Source organism: Streptomyces sp. NPDC007983 (assembly GCF_042958345.1).
Lineage (GTDB): Bacteria > Actinomycetota > Actinomycetes > Streptomycetales > Streptomycetaceae > Streptomyces.
In genome coordinates this window covers 261,119-280,231 of the sequence record NZ_JBIBJI010000007.1, presented here as the reverse complement: position 1 = coordinate 280,231, position 19,113 = coordinate 261,119, and the positions used below count along the sequence as shown (strand labels likewise).

The window sequence follows — 19,113 nt, the reverse complement described above, 5'->3', positions numbered from 1 at the left end:
ACGGCGATGGACCCGGTCCGCCCCTCCGGCGCTGCCATATTCGAAGGCCCCTTCGGAGGTGGCAGTGACGCCAGAGGCGACAACATCCCGAACATCCGACCGCATCATCGACCTGGAAGGCCGCAGGAAGCTGGCGACCGCGCCGGGCGGGCCGCGCAGACGTGGCGAGTACGGCGCCCGGGAGCGGATCGATCTGCTGCTGGACGCGGGGTCGTTCACCGAGACCGGCCTGTTCGTGCGGGCCCGGCCCACCGGGGACGACGCCGCCCGCCCGTACGGCGACGGAGTGGTCACCGGGCACGGCACGGTCGACGGCCGTCCGGTCTGTGTGTTCGCCCAGGACTCCACGGTCTTCGGCGGCAGCATGGGCGAGGCGTTCGGCGAGAAGACCATCGCCCTGATGGATCTCGCCCTGAAGACCGGCTGCCCGGTCATCGGGCTCAACGACGGCGGTGGCGCCCGCATCCAGGAGGGGGTCGCCTCGCTCGCGCTCTACGCCGAGCTGGTGCGCCGCAATGTGCGGGCGTCCGGGGTGATCCCGCAGATCTCGGTCGTCCTGGGTCCGTGCGCGGGCGGCGCCGCGTACTCCCCGGCCATCACCGACTTCACGGTGATGGTGGACGGCACCTCGCAGATGTTCGTCACCGGACCCGATGTCATCGAGGCGGTCACCGGTGAGCGCACCACCGCCGAGGACCTGGGCGGCGCCCGCACCAGCAACACCGTCAACGGCAACGCCCACTTCCTCGCCGCCGACGAGGCCGCCGCCCTCGGCACCGTGCGCGACCTGCTGTCGTACCTGCCCGCCAACAACCTGGAGCGGCCCCCGCGCTACGCACCGGCGCCGCCCGCCGGGACATGTCTCGATACGGTCGTGCCGGACCGGCTCGGGCAGGCCTACGACATGCGCGACATCCTGCGCGCGGTCGTCGACGGCGGCGAACTGCTGGAGACCCAGGAGCTGTTCGCGCCGAACATCATCTGCGCGCTGGCCCTCGTCGACGGCCATTCCGTCGGGGTCGTCGCCAATCAGCCGCTGCACGCCGCAGGTGTCCTGGACATCGACGCCTCCGAGAAGGCCGCGCGCTTCGTGCGGTTCTGCGACGCGTTCGGCATCCCGCTGCTGACCTTCGCCGACGTCCCCGGTTATCTCTCCGGCGTCCGGCAGGAGCAGGCCGGGATCATCCGGCGGGGCGCCAAACTGCTGTACGCGTACGCCGAGGCGACCGTCCCCAAGGTCACGGTGGTGGTGCGCAAGGCGTACGGCGGCGGGTACGCGGTGATGGGCTCCAAGCACCTGGGCGCCGACATCAACCTCGCCTGGCCCACCGCGCGCATCGCCGTCATGGGCGCCGAGGGCGCGGTGGGCGTCCTCCACCGGCGCGAACTCGCCGCCGCCGACGACCCCGAAGCGCTGCGGGCCCGGCTCCTCGCCACGTACGAGAGCACGTACGGGACCCCGTACCTCGCCGCCGAGCGCGGCTACGTCGACGCCGTCATCGCCCCGCGCGATACCCGCTCCCACGTCTGCCGCGCCCTGCGCGCGCTGCGCGGCAAGCGCGCACCGATGCCGGAGCGCCGGCACGGCAACATCCCGCTCTGACCCGCTCTCCCCTCCAGTTGTCCCGCGATGTGAGGAGCCATGCCCGATGGACAGCCGCCGCACGCCGCTCACAACCGCGTCCGCGCCCGCGTCCGCGCCCGCCTTCCGGAGTCTGCCGGAGTACGTACGGCACTGGGCCGGGACCACCCCGGACCGCCGGGCGTTCACCTTCGTCGAGCACCCCGCCCCCGACTCGCGCGGCGTCCACCGCACGCTGACCTGGCGGCGCCTGGACCTGCGGATCCGGGCGGTGGCCGCGCGGCTCGCCGCCGAGGCCGAGCCCGGGGCGCGGGTCGCGCTGCTGTGCCCGCAGGGGACGGAATACGTGACCGCCTTCCTCGCGGCGCTCGCCGCCGGGCTGGTCGCCGTACCCCTGTACCCGCCGGGCCTGCCGGGCCACGGCGACCGGCTGTCGGCCGTCCTGGCGGACGCGCGGCCCGCGGTCGTCGTGACGACGGGCCGCGCCCTGGAGGAGGTACGGGAGTTCTGCGCGGACCGGTCCCTCCCCGTCGTCGCCGCCGACCAGGTGCCCGACGCCGCCGCCCACGACGGGCCGCCGGGCACACCGGACGGGACGGCGGTCGCCTACCTCCAGTACACATCCGGCTCGACCCGGCTCCCGGCGGGCGTGGAGATCACCCACGCCAACGTCGTCGCCAACGCCCGCCAGGCGCTCACCGCCTACGGCGCCGACACGCGGCCGGTGACCTGCGTGGGCTGGCTGCCGCTGTACCACGACATGGGGCTCGTCCTGAGCGTCGCCGCCCCGGTGGTGCGGGGGCTGCTGTCGGCGCTGATGGACCCGGTCGCGTTCCTGCACGAGCCGGTGCGCTGGCTGCGGCTGCTCGCCGCGCACCCGCGCGCGGTGAGCGCCGCGCCCAACTTCGCCTACGACTACTGCGCCCAGACCGTCACCGAAGCGCAGAAGGCGGGCCTGCGGCTGGACGGCATCACCGCACTGATCAACGGCAGCGAGCCGGTACGCCCCGGCACGGCCGACCGCTTCCACACCGCGTTCGCCGCCCAGGGCCTCGTACCGGACACCCACTGCCCGTCGTACGGGCTCGCCGAGGCGACCGTCTTCGTCAGCGCGGCCCGGCCCGGGGAGCCGCTGCGCCGGTTCGCGCTCGACCGTGACGCGCTCGCCACCGGGAAGGCGCTGCCCGCACGGCCCGACGACCCGACGGCCGTGCTGCTGGCCGGCTGCGGCACCCCGGCGGGCCAGCGGGTCCGCATCGCCGATCCGGTGTCCCGGGCCGCGCTGGGCGAGGGCGAGGTCGGCGAGATCTGGGTGCGGGGCCCCAACGTGGGGCGCGGCTACCGCAACCAGGACCGGTACAGCCGCCAGGTCTTCGGCGCCACGTTCGCCGATACCGGGAGCGATCCGGGTGGCTGGCTGCGCACCGGTGACCTGGGGACGGTGCTGGACGGGCAGCTGATCGTCACCGGGCGGCTGAAGGACCTCATCGTGGTCGACGGCCGCAACCACTACCCGCAGGACGTGGAGGCCACGGCCCAGGAAGCGCATCCGGCCGTGCGGCGCGACCGGCTCGCCGCCTTCGGCATCCCCGGCGCCTCCGGTGAGCGGGTGGTCGTCGTGGCGGAGCACGCGCGGAACACGGCCCTGGACGCGATCGACGTACCGGCCCTGGTGCGGGAGGTGCGCGCGGCCGTCTCGAACCGGCACGGGCTGCGGCTCGCCGACGTCGTCCTCGTCCCGCCGGGCACCGTGCCCCGCACCTCCAGCGGCAAGGTGTCGCGGGCGCTGACCCGCGAACGCTATCTCGCGGGCGCCTACGCGTCGCCGGAGGCCGCGGAATGAGAGACGTGAGCGAGGGCGCGCTGCGCCGCCTGGTCGCCGAGCGGGTGGCCGCCTGGCGGGGCACGGCGGCCGGGGACGTCCCGATGGACCGGCCGCTGGCGGACCTGGGCATGTCCTCCCGGGACGCGGTTGTCCTGGCCGGGGAGCTGTCCCGCGCGACGGGCCGCGAGCTGCCCGCGACCCTGCTGTGGGAGGCACCCACCGGCGACGCCCTGGTGGCCCGTCTGTGCGAGACGGCGCCGGAGGCCGGTCCGGCCGCCACCGTCGTCCCGCCGCCGCCCCCGCCTTCGTCCGGTGAACCGATCGCGGTCATCGGGGTCGGCTGCCGGCTGCCCGGCGGTGTGCACGGCCCGGACGACTACTGGCGGCTGCTGAGCGAGGGCACGGACGCGATCCGGCGCGTCCCGGAGGACCGGTGGCGCGACTTCACCGCGTTCCCGCCCGCCGACGCGCCCCCGTACGGCGGCTATCTGGACGACATCGCCGGGTTCGACGCGGACTTCTTCCGCATCACCCCGCGCGAGGCCGCGGTGATGGACCCGCAGCAGCGGATCCTGCTGGAGGTCGTCCACGAAGCGCTCGACCACGCCGCCGTCCCCGCCGCGTCCCTGGCCGCCACCGCCACCGGCGTCTTCGTCGGGGTCTCCGCGCCCGAGTACGGTCAGCTCACCGGCGCCGACCCGGCGGCCGTCGACCCCTGGGCGCCGGCCGGTGGGGCGCTGAGCGTCACCGCGGGCCGTCTGTCGTACGTCCTGGACGCGCGCGGGCCGTCCATGGCGGTCGACACGGCCTGCTCGTCCTCGCTGGTCGCCGTCCACCACGCGTGCGTCAGCCTGCGCACGGGCGAGAGCGACACGGCGATCGCCGCCGGGGTCAATCTGCTGCTCTCCCCCACCGTCACCGTCGCGTTCCGGCGGGCGGGGGCGCTCGCGCCGGACGGCCGGTGCAAGCCGTTCTCGGCGGCGGCCGATGGCATCGGGCGCGCCGAGGGGTGCGCGGCCGTGCTGCTGAAGCGGCTGTCCGACGCCGAGCGGGACGGGGACCGGGTCCTCGCCGTCATCCGCGCCACGGCCGTCAACTCCGACGGCCGCTCCAACGGGCTCCTGGCGCCCAACCCCGCCGCCCAGCGGGCCCTGCTGACGGCCGCGTACGCCCGGGCCGGGCTGGCCCCGGCGCGCGTCGACCACGTCGAGGCGCACGGCACCGGCACCCCGCTCGGCGACCCGATCGAGGCGGGCGCGCTCGGCGCCGTGCTCGGCGCGGGCCGCGACCCCGACCAGCCGCTGCTGCTCGGCTCCGTCAAGGGCAACCTCGGCCACCTGGAGTCCGCCGCGGGCATCGCCGGGCTGGTGAAGACGGTGCTCGCGCTGCACCACGACGTCGTTCCGCCGTCGCTGCACTGCGCCGAGGGCAGCGCCCTGGACGACGTGACGCTGCGGGTCGTGACGGAGGCCGAGCCGTGGCCCCGGTACGGCGGCACGGCCACCGCCGGGGTGTCCGGGTTCGGCTTCGGCGGCACCAACGCCCATGCGGTGCTGGAGGAGTGGCGGCCGGGCCGCGCCCCGGTCCCGGAGGCGTCCGCCCGGCTTCACCTCCTCTCCGACGTCGACCCCGTACGGGTGCGGGACACCGCGGACCGGCTCGCCGCCTGGCTCCGTACGCCCGAGGGGAGCGCAGCGCACCCCGCCGACGTGGCGCGCACCCTTGCCGGGCGCACCGGACGCGGGCCCGTACGCGCCGCGGTCGTCGCCCGTGACCACGCCGAACTCACCGACGGGCTGGGCGCGTTGGCGGCAGGAAGCCCCCACGAACGGGTCGTGTCCGACGACCGGGATCTGGCCGGGCGCGGCCCGGTGTGGGTGTTCTCCGGGTACGGCAGCCAGTGGCCCGGGATGGGGCGGCGGCTGCTGGCCGAGGAACCCGCCTTCGCGGCCGCCGTGGAAAAGCTCGACGCGCGGCTCGCCCCGGAGTGCGGGCTGTCCCTGTACGACCATCTGGCGTCCGGTGAGGGTCTGGAGGACCTGGAAGTCGCCCAGCCGGTCCTGTTCGGCCTCCAGGTGGCGCTCGCCGAGCTGTGGCGCTCGTACGGTGTCGAGCCCGCCGCCGTCGTGGGCCACTCCATGGGCGAGGTGGCCGCCGCGGTGTGCGCGGGCGCCCTGGAGGTGGCGGACGCGGCCCGGGTGGTCGCCGTACGGGCCCGGCTGCTCAGCGGGCTGCGCGGCGGCGCCATGGCGGTGGTCGACCTCGACGACGGCGAACTCGGCGCGCTGGAGCGGGACTTCCCCGGCGTACACGTCGCCGTGCACTCCTCCCCCGGCCAGAAGGTGGTCACCGGCGAGGAACCGGCGGTGGCCCGGCTGGTGCGCGGGCTGGAGCGGGAGGGGCGGGCCGCCCGGGCCATGCGGGTGGTGGGCGCGGGCCACTCGCCTCAAGTGGAGCCGCTGCTCGCGGAGTTGACCGACGCCTTGGCCGACATCCGGGGCGCGGTGCCCCGCGTTCCCGTCTATTCCACCGTGCTGGACGATCCGCGTGGCGTCAGCGTGTTCGACGCCGCCCACTGGGCCGCGAACCTGCGGCGGCCCGTGCGCCTGGACCGGGCGATCGCGGCCGCGGCGGCCGACTGCCACCGCGCGTTCGTGGAGATCTCGCCGCATCCAGTGCTGACGCGGCCGGTGACCGACACCGCGCCCGGCGCTCTGGCCCTCGGCACCCTGCGCCGGGACGCCGACGGCTACGCCGCCTTCCTCACCCAGGTGGGCGCCCTGTACGCCGCGGGCGTGCGCCTGCCGCCGCCGCCCGGCCGCGTCATCGACCTGCCCGCGCCGCGCTGGCGGCATGTGCGGCACTGGTGGACGGACGGCCGTGCGGGTGCCACGGACGCACCGGTGGCGCCGGTGGCACCGGTGGCAGAAATCCAGGAGGACACCTCGGTCGCCGCCCGGGTGTGCCACCACATCGCCGCCGTCACCGGCCACCCGCCCGCCCGCGTCACACCGGACACCGCCCTCGCCGGGCTCGGGCTGGACTCCCTGATGGCCGTCCGCATCCGCACCGCCCTGCAGCGTGAGTTCGCCATCGAGCTGCCCCTGCGCGAGCTGCTCGGCGCCGCCACCATCGCGGAGGCGGCCGCGCGCATCCAGCGGGCGCTGCCCACGAAGGACTCCCCGCTGCGGACCCTGCACGCCACCGGCTCCCGGCCGCCGCTCTTCCTCGTCCACGCCGCGGGCGGCACGACCGACGTCTACCGGGCGCTCGCCGAACGGCTCGGGGGCGAGCGGCCGGTGTACGGGCTGGAGCGGCTGGAGCAGGCCCGTACGGTGGCCGAGAAGGCGCGCCGTTACGCCGAGGCCATCGTCGCCGCCCACCCCGACGGGCCCTGCCTGCTGGGCGGCTGGTCCTTCGGCGGCTTCGTCGCCCAGGAGACCGCGCGGCAGCTCACCGCCGCCGGGCGGGAGGTGGCGCTCGTGGCGCTCATCGACTCCGTACGGCCCCTCCCGCAGCCCGGCCGCACACCGGCCGACCGGATCCGCGCCCACTTCACCGGCTTCGCCCGCCATGTCGCCGACACCTACGGGGTTCAACTGGACCTTCCGTACGACGAGTTGGTCGCGATGGACGACGACGGCGAGCGCATCGACACCGTGCTGCGGGCCCTGCGCGAGGCCGCCGATGTGCCGCCCGCCGCGCTGGAGCACCAGCGCTCCTCGTACCTGGACTTGAGGATCGGCGACGCCCACCGGCCGGGCCGCCACGACGGGCGGGTGGTGCTCTACCGGGCCGGCGAACCCGCGCCGCACACCGTGCGCGACCCCGCGTACGAGCGGGACGACGAGGCGCTGGGCTGGGACGAGGTGTGCCCGCGCCTGACGGTCGTACGGGTCGCGGGCCACCATCTGTCGCTGCTCGACCCGCCGTACGTGGACGAGATCGCCGCCGATCTGCGGCGGCGGCTCGCCCGCCGAACCTGACCGAGGAGCCGCCATGTCCCACCACCGCACTGCCCGAGTGTCCCGGCGCGCCGTCGTCCGAGCCACGGCGGCCGCCGGGCTGGCCGTCGTGTCCGGCGCCGCCACAGCCCACGCCGCCACCAGCACGACCGTGACCCGGCTCGGGCCGCGCACCTTCGACCTGTCGGTGCCCTCCGCCGCGCTGGGCCGCAGCGCGCCGGTGCGGCTGATCCTGCCGTCCGGCTTCGACGCCCACCCCGAGCGGACGTACCCCGTGCTGTATCTCCTGCACGGCGCCCACGACGACTACACGTCCTGGACCCGGGAGACGGACATCGAGGCGTTCACCGAGGGCCGGGACCTGATCGTGGCGATGCCGGACGCGGGCCCTACCGGGATTCCCACCGCGTGGCGCAGCGGCCCCGACTACGAGACGTTCCAGCTCGGCGAGGTCCCCGCGCTGCTCGCGCGCGACTGGCGGGCCTCCGGCGTCCGGGCCGTCGCCGGGGTGTCCACCGGCGGCTACGGCGCCATGGCGCACGCGGCGCGCCACCCGGGGTCGTTCACCGCCGCGGCCTCCTACAGCGGCATCATCGACACCACCGCGCCCGGTGTGCCCGCCCTGATGGACGCCATCGTGGCCCGTGAGCTGCTGCCACCGCGCTCCCTGTGGGGCAGCCCGGTGCTGAACCTGCTCACCTGGCGCGACTTCAACCCGCGGGCCCGCGCCGAGGGGCTGCGCGGTACCAAGCTGTACGTGTCCAGCGGCAGCGGAGTGATCGGCGGCATCGGCGACTGGCTCCCCGAGGCGCTGGAGAGCGTGCTGTGGCCCTCCGCCCACTCCTTCACCGACTGGCTCGCGCTGCTCCGCATCCCCGTCACGACCCACTACTACGCCGGAGGAGGGCACAGCTGGGCCTACTGGAAGAAGGAGTTCACCGCGTCGTGGCCGATGCTCGCCGGTGCGCTGGGGGTGCCGGAGTGAGGCCGGTGCCGTCGGGGCACGGAACGGAGCGCAGGGGACTTCCGTCCAATCCCGGACGTGTCCCGCGCCCGCCGGGCAACGGCCCGCGGGTGAGTCGCTTCCGGTTGAACGGAGGGCCCGCCGTGGCTGCCCCCACCCCGCACAGCGCACCGGACGGCCCCGAGCGCCCGCCGGTCCCTCCCGAACTGGCCAAACTGCTGCGCGACCAGTTGGAGACCGTCGCCGACGAGGTCGAGGAGGAGGTGCGCCGGCAGGTCCCGGAGTACGCGCGACCGGCCGACGGTACGTACCGCGCGCACCTCAGATCGGGGGTGGTCCAGGCGCTGACCCTGTTCGTCGACCACATCGCCGAACCGCGCCCCGGCCAGGGTGCCGCGATCACCACGACGTACTTCGAACTCGGGCGCGGCGAGGCGCTGGAGGGCCGCAGCCTGGACGCGCTGCAGTCCGCGCTGCGGATCGGCGGCTTGCGCGCCTGGCGGCTGATGGGCCGTACGGCGGAGGAACTGGGCCTGGACTCCGCGGTGGTGGCGGCCCTGGGCGAGCTGGCGTTCCGTACCGTGCACGAGGTCGCCGAGGCCGCCGCGGCCGGATACGCGGAGGCCCGGGTGCAGAGCGCCGACGAGCTGGAGCGGCGCCGCCGCAGGCTGCTCGAACTGCTGCTGGGCGAGGGGCCGGCGGCCCCGGAGGCGGTGCAGGACCTGGCGCACTCCGCCCGGTGGCCGGTTCCGGGACACGTCGCGGTCGTCGCGCTCGCGGCCACCCCGGACCAGCGGGAGGAGGAGTGGCCGTTGGCGGCGGCGGGGGCGCTGGTGGACATGGAGTCCCGGCCGCCCCGGATGCTGGTGCCGGTGGCCGAGGGTTCCGGCGGCTCCGGCGGTTCCGGTGGCTTCGGCGGTTTCGGCGGTTTCGGCGGTTTCGGCGGGCGGGCGTTCGGCCTCGCGCTGCGCGGGCGGCCCGCCGCGATCGGCCCCACCGTCCCGCTCGCCGAGGCCGCCCGGTCGCTGCACTGGGCCACCCGGGCCCTCGGGCTGATGGGCCGCGGGATCCTGCCCCGGCAGGGTGTGGTGCGCTGCGCCGACCATCTGTCGACGCTGCTGCTGCACAGCGACGAGCCGATGCTCGCCCAGATCCGATCGCGCGCCCTCGCGCCCCTCGCCGAGGTCTCGGAGGGCCAGCGCGGGCGGCTCGCCGAAACGCTGCTGGCCTGGCTGCTCAGCGGCAGCAACGTGCCCGATGTCGCCGCCCGCCTCCACATCCACCCGCAGACGGTCCGCTATCGCCTGCGCCAGCTGGACAAGCTCTTCGGCGACGCGCTGCAGGACCCGGGCAGCCGTCTGGATCTCATCCTGGCGCTGCGCGCCGAAGCGCTCCGCAACGAATTCCCCTCACTCGGCCCCGGGCTCACGGGGCTCACGTCCGCACAAAAAGGCGAGGAATATTTGAATTCCCGGCCATAACACTGGGTCAGATCACGCGCATACCTTCGGGACGTCCTTGTTCGCGGCGCACTCCTCGCGCCCCACCCTCAAAGGATTCCCATGCGCATTCGCTTGGGCCTCGCCGTGCTCTCGCTGCTCGGCGGGGCCGGACTGGTCTCCCTCTCCGCCCCCACCGCAACGGCCGCCGCCTGCGCCGACATCGACGTCGTCGCGGCCCGCGGCACCTTCGAGCCGGGCACGCTCGGCTTCATCGTCGGCGACCCCGTCTATGCGGCGCTGCAGAAGAAAATCACCGGCAAGACCCTGTCCGGCTACAAGGTGAACTACCCCGCCGACCTCTCCTTCACCTCGGCCGCGCAGGGCAACGCGGACGTGGTCAACCACGTCAAGAGCCAGGCGGCCGCCTGCCCGAACCAGCGTTTCGTGCTGGTCGGGTATTCGCAGGGCGCGAACGTCGTCGACAACTCGATCGGCATCAGCAGCGCGGGCGCGGTGGTCGGCAGCCCGATCGTGGCCACGATTCCCGCGGCGCTCGAGCCCAAGGTCGCCGCCGTGCTGCTGTTCGGCAACCCGATCCGGGCCCTCGGCAAGAGCGTCACCGGCACCTACCAGAGCCGCACCATCGACTTCTGTGCCAAGGGCGACCCGATCTGTGAGAGCGGCGGGCTCGACGTGGGGGCGCACCTCGGCTACACCGCGAACGCCGACGCGGCGGCCACCTTCGCCGCGGGCAAGGTCTGATCCCCGCAGGCGTACGACCTACGAAAGGGCCCGGGAGGATCACCTCCCGGGCCCTTCCCTTGTGGGCGACTACCGGGGTTCCCGGGCGAACGTCGCGAGGTTCGTGGAGACGGGCTCGGGGCGGCCGTCGTTCTGTACGGGCGCCGCGGTCAGCACATCGAGGTGCTGATAGCCGTCGGCGACCACGGGGTGGAGATCGGCCGGGATACGGCCCGACAGCAGCCCGTCTCCCGCGAGCACGGTCAGCACCGGATTGGCGGTGAGCCCCCTCGGGTGGACGACGAGCCGCTTCACCTGCGGCGAGGTGGCCAGCTGAAGGTCGGTGACCAGCTTGGTCGGGAAGTACTGCTCGGTGAAGTCCAGCGGCTGCTCGGCCAGGCTGCGGGCCAGCTCCTGGATGTCGGTGACCTCCTTGCCCGCGCCGGTGAACGGCGTCCCGTCCGCCGACCGGTACCCCGGGTCGTCGGCGTCGCCCACGCGGTCGAAATTCCGCCATGTGTACAGCGGCCCGCCGGGCCGCTCCGGAATGGCCTTGTACTCACCGCCGAACAGCCCCGGCCGCGTGTCCCCGCCGTTGGCGACGGGGAAGTTCTTGTCGACGATCGGCCCGCCGTCGAAGAAGCCCACGCTGCTCTGCAGGAACGCCAGCGGTACGGAGTGGTCGTCCATCAGCGCGCCGAGCACCGCCTCGTTGGTCAGCCGGAAGTCCTTCACCGCGGGCTTGCCGGTGAGGAACGTGGCGGTGTCCTTGGAGAACAGGAACCGGTTCGTCGCCTCGATGTTGACGTTCGCGGGCAGATAGCGGGGCAGGTCGGCCTCGCCGCCCGGATCCCGTACGGCGCCCAGACCGGCGATGCCCAGCAGGGTCATGGTCTCGGGGTTGAGCAGCACCGGCGCGGACAGCGAACGCGGCAGCACCCCGGTGTCGAGCCCGGCCTGCACCACGCCGTAACCGAGGCCGACGTCCGGCAGGTTGGTGTCGTCCGGGATGCTGCCGCTCAGATCGCCGAGCGAGGTGGACACGGTGGTGTCGAGGGCGAAGTACCCGGCGCACTGGTTGTATCCGGCGTCGGCGGTGGTGGCGGGGTCGCCGTCGAAGTCGGCCGTCGCCAGATAGCCGGTGATCACGCCGCCGAGGGAGTGGCCGCCGCACAGCACCTTCTGCTCGCGCAGCCGCTGGTCGGGCAACTCGGCGGCCAGCAGGTCGTATTCGTCCCGTACGGTCTGCTCGATCCCGAGCTTCGCCATCCACCGCAGCTCGCCGTTCCCGACGTACCCGCCGAAGGTGCGGCCGTTCACCTGCTTGCCCCGGTAGTAGTAGTCGACGGCTGCGTGCTGATCGCCGGAGGCGATACCGGTGCGGTCCTCCAGGCAGTTGGACCGCCGGTCCAGCGCCCAGAACTCGATGTGCCGCCCCCGCTCAGCGGCGCGCGCCACCGTGTTGCGGGCCACGCTGTCGAACGCACCGGCCCCCTCCAGGATCCCCGGCTGGGCCACCAGGATCCGATCGGCGTCGGCCGAGGCATCGGGCCCGTCGGCGGCGCGGTAGCGCAGATACGACAGCCAGTCACACGCCGCGGGCCGCGCCCCGAACGACGCCGGCAGCGGCGCCTTCACCCGCACCACCGACTCGGTCACCCCACCGACCGCGCCCTGCGACGACACCACGGCCGTCTCGGTGCGTGTGCCCCGGCCGTCCTCTCCCCGGGCGTCCGGCGCTCCCGTGGCGAGCATCCCGATCGTCAGCAGCACCGCCGGCGCGGCGCTGCGCAAGCCCTTCGGGGCTCTTCCTCTGCTGCGGCTCGTGTCCATGCTGGGACCGTAGGACCGCGCCGCGTGTGTGCCATGCCCGTGCTCACAAGAACGCAGCGACCGGCGACGCCATTGTCACCAGGAACCAACCCCTCTTCACCCCTTCCCCGTTCTCCCGGGCCCTCGTTTGTGCTTCGATGCCGTGCGCACGGTACGAACGGGTGAGCGACGGGAGTAGGCGTATGGATCGGCGAGGGTTTCTCAAGGGCGCGGCCGCACTGTCCACCGCCGGAGTGGTCACCGCGTTAGGCGGAGTCGCCGCCGCGGCGCCCACCCGGCCGCTGGCCGCCCAGGACTGGCTGTCCGGCATCGCCGACGCCACGCCCGTGCAGCGGCTGACTCTCCCGGGGACACACGACTCCGGGGCCCGTTACGGCGGGCCGTGGACCGAGTGCCAGAACACCACCATCGCCGACCAGCTCAGCAGCGGCATCCGGTTCCTGGACATCCGCTGCCGGGCGTTCGAGAACGCCTTCCCGATCCACCACGGCGCCTCCTACCAGCACCTCAACTTCGACGATGTCCTCGGCGCGTGCCGCGCGTTCCTCGCCGCGCACCCGTCCGAGACCGTGCTGATGCGCGTCAAGCAGGAGTACTCGGAGGAGAGCGAGGCGGAGTTCCGCCGGATCTTCGACACCTATCTCGACGGCAAGGGCTGGCGCTCCCTCTTCCGCCTCGACGCCACCCTCCCGACCCTGGGGCAGGCCCGGGGCCGGGTCGTGCTGCTCGCCGACTCCGGCAACATGCCGGGCGTCCGGTACGCGGATCCGCAGTTGTTCGACATCCAGGACGACTACATGGCGGAGCCGTTCGGCAAGTACCCCAAGATCGAGGCGCAGTTCCGCAAGGCGGTGGCCCAGCCCGGCAAGCTCTACATGAACTACGTCAGCACCGCCGCGCTCCTCCCGCCCCGCTCCAACGCGGACCGCCTCAACCCCCAGGTGAAGACCCTGCTGGAGAGCGCGGGCAACCAGGGCTGGACGGGCCTTGGCATCGTCCCGATGGACTTCCCGAACACCACATCGGGTCTGGTCGACGCCCTGGTGAGGCACAATCCGGCCGGCTGACGGCGGGTCGGCGGCGGCACGGCGGCGGCTCGTGGTGGCTGAGCCGCCGCCGTACCGGTCCGCGGATCGCGTGGGTGTCAGGGGGTGAGCGAGGGGCGGGCGAAGCGTACGAGTTCCTGGGCCTGGTCGGGGAACCACTGGCCCGCCTCGGGGTTCACCGCCCCGCGCACCGGGTCCGAGGGGCCGGAGGTGCCACGGAAGCAGCGGCCGTCGGACTGACCGGGGGTCTTCACCCACAGGGCGGCGTCGTGCAGCGGGTTGCCGGTGGCGGTGGTGGGGCGGGCGCCGAGGCCACGGCGGGGCGGGTTGCACCAGGACTGGGGGTCCGCGTGGCGGCTGTACCGCGGCGTCCAGGGGCCGCGGCCGTTACGGCTGGTGTCGGTGACGAAGTGCTTCATCTCCGACGGGTCGTGCGGTTCGTGGGCGCGCAGCCACGCCCGGAGGTGGCGCCGCGACCAGTCCCGCTCGGGGCAGGCGGCCGGGTCGCCGCCGTCGGCGACGTAGGCCAGGCACGCGGAGATGAGCCGTCCGTACAGGGCGGTGTCCCGGTCCGTCTGGTAGTGCGAGACGTTGAGGGCGAAGCCGGTGGCCTCGTCGGCACCGGCCTTGACGAGGCGCGGCACGATGCTGCTGACGGTGTGCCAGCCCGCGTGGCCCGCGTCGAGGTACACCTTGGCGTTGCCGAGGGCCATGAGGGTGTCGACCGCGTACTTGATCTCGGTGAAGCGGGCCTCGGTCAGCCTGTCCTCGCCGGTCTCCGGCTCCGCTTCGAGTTCGGGCTCGGTGGGCGCCTGGTCGCCGGCCTCGGGCTGCTTGTCGAGGTCGGCGGGGTCGGCGGGGAGGAACGGGGTGGGTTCCGGGGACGGGGGCGGGGTCCCGGCGGTGACGGCCGCGCCGGGGGCGGGGACGGTGCCGGGTCGCGGTTCCGGGGAGGGGGCGGTGGTGGGCTTGGTGAGCGCGGGCTCGGTGACCGAGGGCTCGGTGGGCTCGACCGCGGCAGCGCCCGTGCCCGCGGCCGTGCCCGTCTCCGTACCGGCGGCCGCGGACGGGCCGGCCTCCGGGGTCGTGGTCGTGGCCGGGGTCGGGGTCTCGGCGGGGGTGTCCTCGCTCGCCTGCTCACCGCAGTCGGACGGCAGCAGCGCCAGGGAGTCGGGTTCGAGGACGACCATCACCTCGCGGTCGCCGATGCCCTCGGCCACGGCGTCGATCCACGCCTCGTACTCCTCGGTGGTCCGCGCTCCCCCGGCGGAGTAACTGCCGCAGTCACGGCCGGGCACGTTGTAGAGGGCGAGCACCGGCAGCCTGCCCTGCCTCGCCGCGTCGCTCGTGGTCATCCGGACCAGGCGCGCGACCCGCGCCGGGGACTCGTCCCCGTACCAGACCGCCTGCGGGGTGCGCACCATCGCGAGGAGTCCGGCGGCCGTGCGGTAGTCCCCCCGCCAGGCGAGCCGGGTCACCTGACGGTATGAGGCGCGGTCGGCCGGGGGGACGTAGAGGGGCAGGCCGCGCGAGGGCGCGGCAGCGCGCTTCTGTACGGCGGCCTGAACGGTCGAACCGCTCAGTACGGGAAGGGACGTTGCGGCCAGAACGGCCACCGACACGGCGAGGGTTTTCCGTCTCGTGCGCACAGGCGTACTCCAAGGGGGCGGGTCGCGTAGGTCGGATCTGAGGCTCACTCAGAACCCGGGACCCGGCAACGCGAGCGTCCGCCGGGTGGCGCAACCCGGTTCCCGCCCAGGGGTGGCGCTCCGTCGGACAATCCGACGGAACGCCCCCCGGGGGCTACCTACCCGTCAGATGCTCCGGGCGCACCGGCACCCGCCCCAGCCGGAGGCCCGTGGCGGCGCGGATGGCCGCGACGACCGCCGGGGTGGAGGAGAGGGTCGGGGCCTCGCCGGCGCCCCGCAGGCCGTAGGGGGCGTGGTGGTCCGCCAACTCGAGGATGTCGACCGGCATGGTCGGGGTGTCGAGGATGGTGGGGATCAGATAGTCCGTGAAGGACGGGTTGCGCACCCGCGCGCCGTCCGAGACGACGATCTCCTCCATCACGGCGAGACCCAGCCCCTGCGTGGAGCCGCCCTGGATCTGGCCGACGACGGAGAGCGGGTTGAGCGCCTTGCCGACGTCCTGGGCGGCCGCCAGTTCGATGACCTTGACCAGCCCGAGTTCGGTGTCGACCTCGACGACGGCGCGATGGGCGCAGAAGGAGTACTGGACGTGGCCGGAGCCCTGACCGGTCGTGAGGTCGAAGGGCTCGGTGGGACGGTGCCGGAACTCCTTCTCGATGTCGATGGGGTCATCACCGAGGACGTCCGTCAGGTCGGCGACGACCTCGCCGGTGCCCGTGACCACCTTGCCGTCCCGCAAGCGCAGCTCCGTGTCACCGCCAGGGGCACCGCAGCGGCGGAAGACTTCCTGCCGCACCGCCTCGCAGGTGTGTTTGATGGCGCCGCCGGTCATGTACGTCTGGCGGGAGGCGGAAGTGGAGCCCGCGGAGCCGACCCGGGTGTCGGCGGGGTGGATGGTGACCTGGCTGACGCCGAGTTCGGTACGGGCGATCTGGGCGTGGACGGTGACACCGCCCTGGCCGACCTCGGCCATCGCGGTGTGGACCAGGGCGACGGGTTCGCCGCCGATGACCTCCAGCCGCACCCGGGCCGTGGAGTAGTCGTCGAAGCCCTCGGAGAAGCCGACGTTCTTGATGCCGACCGCGTAGCCGATCCCCCGCACCACGCTCTCGCCGTGAGTGGTGTTGGACAGGCCGCCGGGCAGGGCGCGGACGTCGGCCTCCCCGTCCGCCGTCTCCCAGGCGCGCTCCGGCGGGAGGGGGAGCGACCGGACCCGGCGCAGGATCTCGGCGACCGGGGCCGGGGAGTCGACGATCTGGCCGGTGGGCATGGCGGCGCCCTGCGCCATGGCGTTGCGCTGCCGGAACTCGACGGGGTGCAGGCCGAGTTCCTGGGCGACGGCGTCCATCTGGGCCTCGTACGCGAAGCACGCCTGGACCGCGCCGAAGCCGCGCATCGCGCCGCAGGGCGGGTTGTTGGAGTAGAGGGCGAGCGCTTCGACATCCACGTGGTCGACGACGTAGGGGCCGATCGCCAGGGAGGCGGCGTTGCCGACGACCGCCGGGGAGGAGGAGGCGTACGCTCCGCCGTCCAGGACGATACGGGCCTGGACGTAGAGCAGCCGGCCGTCGCGGGTGGCACCGTGCTCGTAGGTGAGCTTGGCGGGGTGCCGGTGGACATGGCCGAAAAACGACTCGTACCGGTTGTAGACGATCTTCACGGGTTTGCCGGTACGGAGCGCCAGCAGACTGGCGTGCGCCTGCATGGACAGGTCCTCGCGCGCCCCGAACGCCCCGCCCACGCCGGAGAGCGTCAGCCGCACCTTGTCGGGCGGCAGGCCGAGCACCGGGGCGAGCTGGTCGCGGTCCACGTGCAGCCACTGGGTGGCGATGTAGAGGTCGATGCCGCCGTCCTCGGCGGGCACCGCGAGCCCGGACTCCGGGCCCAGGAAGGCCTGGTCCTGCATGCCGACCTCGTAGTCCCGGCGGACGACGACATCGGCGCGGGCCCTGGCGGCGGCCACGTCGCCGCGCCGCACGGGCTGACGGTGGACGACGTTGGGGTGCGGGGCGTGGGCGGCGTGGTGGTCGGCGCGGTCGGGGTGGAGCAGCGGCGCGCCGGGCGCGGTGGCGGTGGCCTCGTCGACCACGAGCGGCAGCTCGGCGTACTCGACCTCGATGCGGGCGGCGGCGCGGCGAGCGGTCTCGGGGTGGTCGGCGGCGACGATGGCGACGGCCTCGCCGTGGTAGCGGACCCGGTCCTTGGCGAGGACGGGCTGGTCGTGGATCTCCAGCCCGTAGTGGGTCGCGGCCGGGAGGTCGTCGTGGGTCATGACGGCGTGGACGCCGGGCAGGGTCAGCGCCCCGCCGATGTCGATGGACCGGATCTCGGCGTGGGCGTGGGGGCTGCGCAGGGTGAAGCCCCACAGCATGTCCTCGTGCCACAGGTCGGAGGAGTACGCGAACTCGCCGGTCACCTTGAGCGTGCCGTCGGGGCGGAGGGTGGATTCGCCGATGTGGCCCTTGCCCCGGCTCTCGGTCAGATGGGCCTGGGTGATCCGGGTGGGGGTGCGGTCGGGTCGCATGGTCAGCTCGCCTCCCCGGACGCCGTGCCGGTCGATGCGGTGCCGGTGCGGGCGGCGGCGAGGCGCACCGCGTCGAGGATCTTCTCGTAGCCGGTGCAGCGGCACAGGTTGCCGGACAGCGCCTCGCGGATGTCGGCGTCGGACGGGTCGGGATGCCGTTCCAGCAGCTCGTCGGCGGCGACCAGCAGGCCCGGGGTGCAGAAGCCGCACTGCACGGCACCCGCGTCGATGAACGCCTGCTGGACGGGGGTGAGCGGAGCCTCCCCCGCTCCGGGCTTGCCCGCACCCGGCTCGCCCGCCGCGCGGTCCTCCGCGTACCGGGGGAGCCCTTCGACGGTCACCACCTCGCGCCCCTCGGCCTGCCCCGCCGCCACCAGGCACGCGCACACCGGCACGCCGTCGAGGCGGACCGTGCACGATCCGCATTCGCCCTGTTCACAGGCGTTCTTCGAGCCCGGCAGGCCCAGTCTTTCGCGCAGCACGTACAGCAGCGACTCGCCCTCCCAGACGTCGTCGGCCTGCTGCGGCCGGCCGTTGACGGTCATGTTCACGCGCATGCCGCCGCCCTCCCTTCGCCCTCGCGGTACGCCTGCCAGGTCCAGCCGAGCGTGCGGCGCGCCATGACCGTCACCGCGTGGCGGCGGTAGGCGGCGCTGCCGCGTACGTCGTCGATGGGGTCGCACGCGCCCGCGCACAGCTGGGCGAACTCCCGGGCGACCGCGGGCGGGATCGTCGCGCCACTGTCCCAGAAGGCGCCCTCCGCGAGCGCCGCGTTCAGGAAGTCCTCCGCCGCCCGGGCCCGGACCGGTGTGGGCGCGGCGGATCCGATGCCGGTCCGTACGGTGCGGGTGCGCGGATGCAGCGCGAGGGCGAACGCGCACACCGCGATGACCATGGCGTTGCGGGTGCCGACCTTGGAGAACTGCTGCGGCCCGTCGGCCTTGTCGATGTGGACGGCCCTGATCAGCTCGTCGGGCGCCAGCGCGTTGCGCTTCACCCCGGTGTAGAACTCCTCGACCGGGATCATCCGGGTGCCGCGCACCGAGGCCACCTCCACCTCGGCCCCGGCCGCCAGCAGCGCCGGGTGCGCGTCCCCGGCGGGCGAGGCGGCGCCGAGGTTGCCGCCCACCGTGCCCCGGTTGCGGATCTGCGGCGAGCCGACGGTGCGCGAGGCGAGCGCGAGGCCGGGCAGCTCGGTGCGCAGCCGCTCGATGATCCGGCTGTACGGAACGCCGGCGCCCAGCCGGACCGTCCGCTCACCGGTCTCCCACTCCCCCAGTTCGCCGATACGGGTCAGATCCAGCAGCCGTTCGGGCCGCCGGTGATCAAAGTTGATCTCGACCATCACATCGGTGCCGCCCGCGATGGGCACGGCGTCGGGGTGCTCGGCCTTCGCGGCGAGCGCCTCCGGCCAGTCGGCGGGGCGCAGGAAATCCATGGGCCTCTCTTCTCACCAGTCCTGAAGGAACTCGTGCACGCGGCTCCCACTCCAGTAGACCCCCGCGGCGGGCCCCGGGGCAGTCACCGAAGGCATGAAGCAAT

General features: G+C 74.0%; 12 protein-coding genes. 7 read left to right on the top strand and 5 right to left on the bottom strand.

Annotated features, from left to right (window positions below; translation table 11 throughout):
- Window positions 1-64: 64 nt before the first annotated feature.
- From ACFZCY_RS23815 to ACFZCY_RS23790, 6 genes are all read left to right on the top strand, one after another.
- A complete protein-coding gene (locus ACFZCY_RS23815; RefSeq protein WP_391177217.1) occupies window positions 65-1,603 on the top strand; it encodes a carboxyl transferase domain-containing protein in 1,539 nt (512 codons plus the stop codon).
- A gap of 46 nt (window positions 1,604-1,649) precedes the next feature.
- Entirely contained in the window at window positions 1,650-3,425 is a 1,776-nt protein-coding gene (locus tag ACFZCY_RS23810) for an AMP-binding protein (protein ID WP_391176668.1), read from the top strand.
- Window positions 3,422-7,393: a beta-ketoacyl synthase N-terminal-like domain-containing protein gene (locus ACFZCY_RS23805; protein ID WP_391176666.1), complete on the top strand. Its 3,972-nt coding sequence runs from the start codon at window positions 3,422-3,424 to the stop codon at window positions 7,391-7,393. The genes ACFZCY_RS23810 and ACFZCY_RS23805 overlap by 4 nt, the downstream gene beginning before the upstream one ends.
- A gap of 13 nt (window positions 7,394-7,406) precedes the next feature.
- Window positions 7,407-8,357 (top strand): alpha/beta hydrolase-fold protein, encoded by a 951-nt coding sequence (locus tag ACFZCY_RS23800; RefSeq protein ID WP_391176662.1) that lies wholly within the window; start codon window positions 7,407-7,409, stop codon window positions 8,355-8,357.
- Window positions 8,358-8,479: 122 nt separating this feature from the next.
- On the top strand, window positions 8,480-9,817 hold the full coding sequence (locus ACFZCY_RS23795; protein WP_391176659.1) for a helix-turn-helix domain-containing protein: 1,338 nt from the start codon (window positions 8,480-8,482) through the stop codon (window positions 9,815-9,817).
- A gap of 81 nt (window positions 9,818-9,898) precedes the next feature.
- Window positions 9,899-10,540: a cutinase family protein gene (locus ACFZCY_RS23790; RefSeq protein WP_391176656.1), complete on the top strand. Its 642-nt coding sequence runs from the start codon at window positions 9,899-9,901 to the stop codon at window positions 10,538-10,540.
- 69 nt (window positions 10,541-10,609) lie between these two features.
- Here ACFZCY_RS23790 and ACFZCY_RS23785 read toward each other — a convergent pair whose 3' ends face one another.
- Entirely contained in the window at window positions 10,610-12,352 is a 1,743-nt protein-coding gene (locus ACFZCY_RS23785) for a hypothetical protein (RefSeq protein WP_391176653.1), read from the bottom strand.
- A 182-nt stretch (window positions 12,353-12,534) separates the two neighbouring features.
- Here ACFZCY_RS23785 and ACFZCY_RS23780 point away from each other — a divergent pair, with 182 nt between their 5' ends.
- Window positions 12,535-13,419 carry a phosphatidylinositol-specific phospholipase C domain-containing protein gene (locus tag ACFZCY_RS23780; RefSeq protein ID WP_391176650.1) on the top strand — a complete coding sequence of 295 codons (885 nt, stop codon included), beginning with the start codon at window positions 12,535-12,537 and terminating at the stop codon, window positions 13,417-13,419.
- Window positions 13,420-13,496: 77 nt separating this feature from the next.
- Here the strand turns inward: ACFZCY_RS23780 and ACFZCY_RS23775 are convergent, their stop codons facing one another.
- From ACFZCY_RS23775 to ACFZCY_RS23760, 4 genes are all read right to left on the bottom strand, one after another.
- Window positions 13,497-15,047, bottom strand: a complete 1,551-nt coding sequence (locus tag ACFZCY_RS23775) for a glycoside hydrolase family 6 protein (RefSeq protein ID WP_391176647.1) — start codon at window positions 15,045-15,047, stop codon at window positions 13,497-13,499.
- 154 nt (window positions 15,048-15,201) lie between these two features.
- Entirely contained in the window at window positions 15,202-17,571 is a 2,370-nt protein-coding gene (gene pucD, locus ACFZCY_RS23770) for a xanthine dehydrogenase subunit D (RefSeq protein WP_391176644.1), read from the bottom strand.
- A 2-nt stretch (window positions 17,572-17,573) separates the two neighbouring features.
- Window positions 17,574-18,128 (bottom strand): 2Fe-2S iron-sulfur cluster-binding protein, encoded by a 555-nt coding sequence (locus ACFZCY_RS23765; protein ID WP_391176641.1) that lies wholly within the window; start codon window positions 18,126-18,128, stop codon window positions 17,574-17,576.
- The gene (locus tag ACFZCY_RS23760) at window positions 18,119-19,009 is read right to left on the bottom strand and encodes an FAD binding domain-containing protein (RefSeq protein ID WP_391176638.1); all 891 of its coding nucleotides are present in this window, start codon (window positions 19,007-19,009) and stop codon (window positions 18,119-18,121) included. The genes ACFZCY_RS23765 and ACFZCY_RS23760 overlap by 10 nt, the downstream gene beginning before the upstream one ends.
- Window positions 19,010-19,113 lie beyond the last annotated feature (104 nt).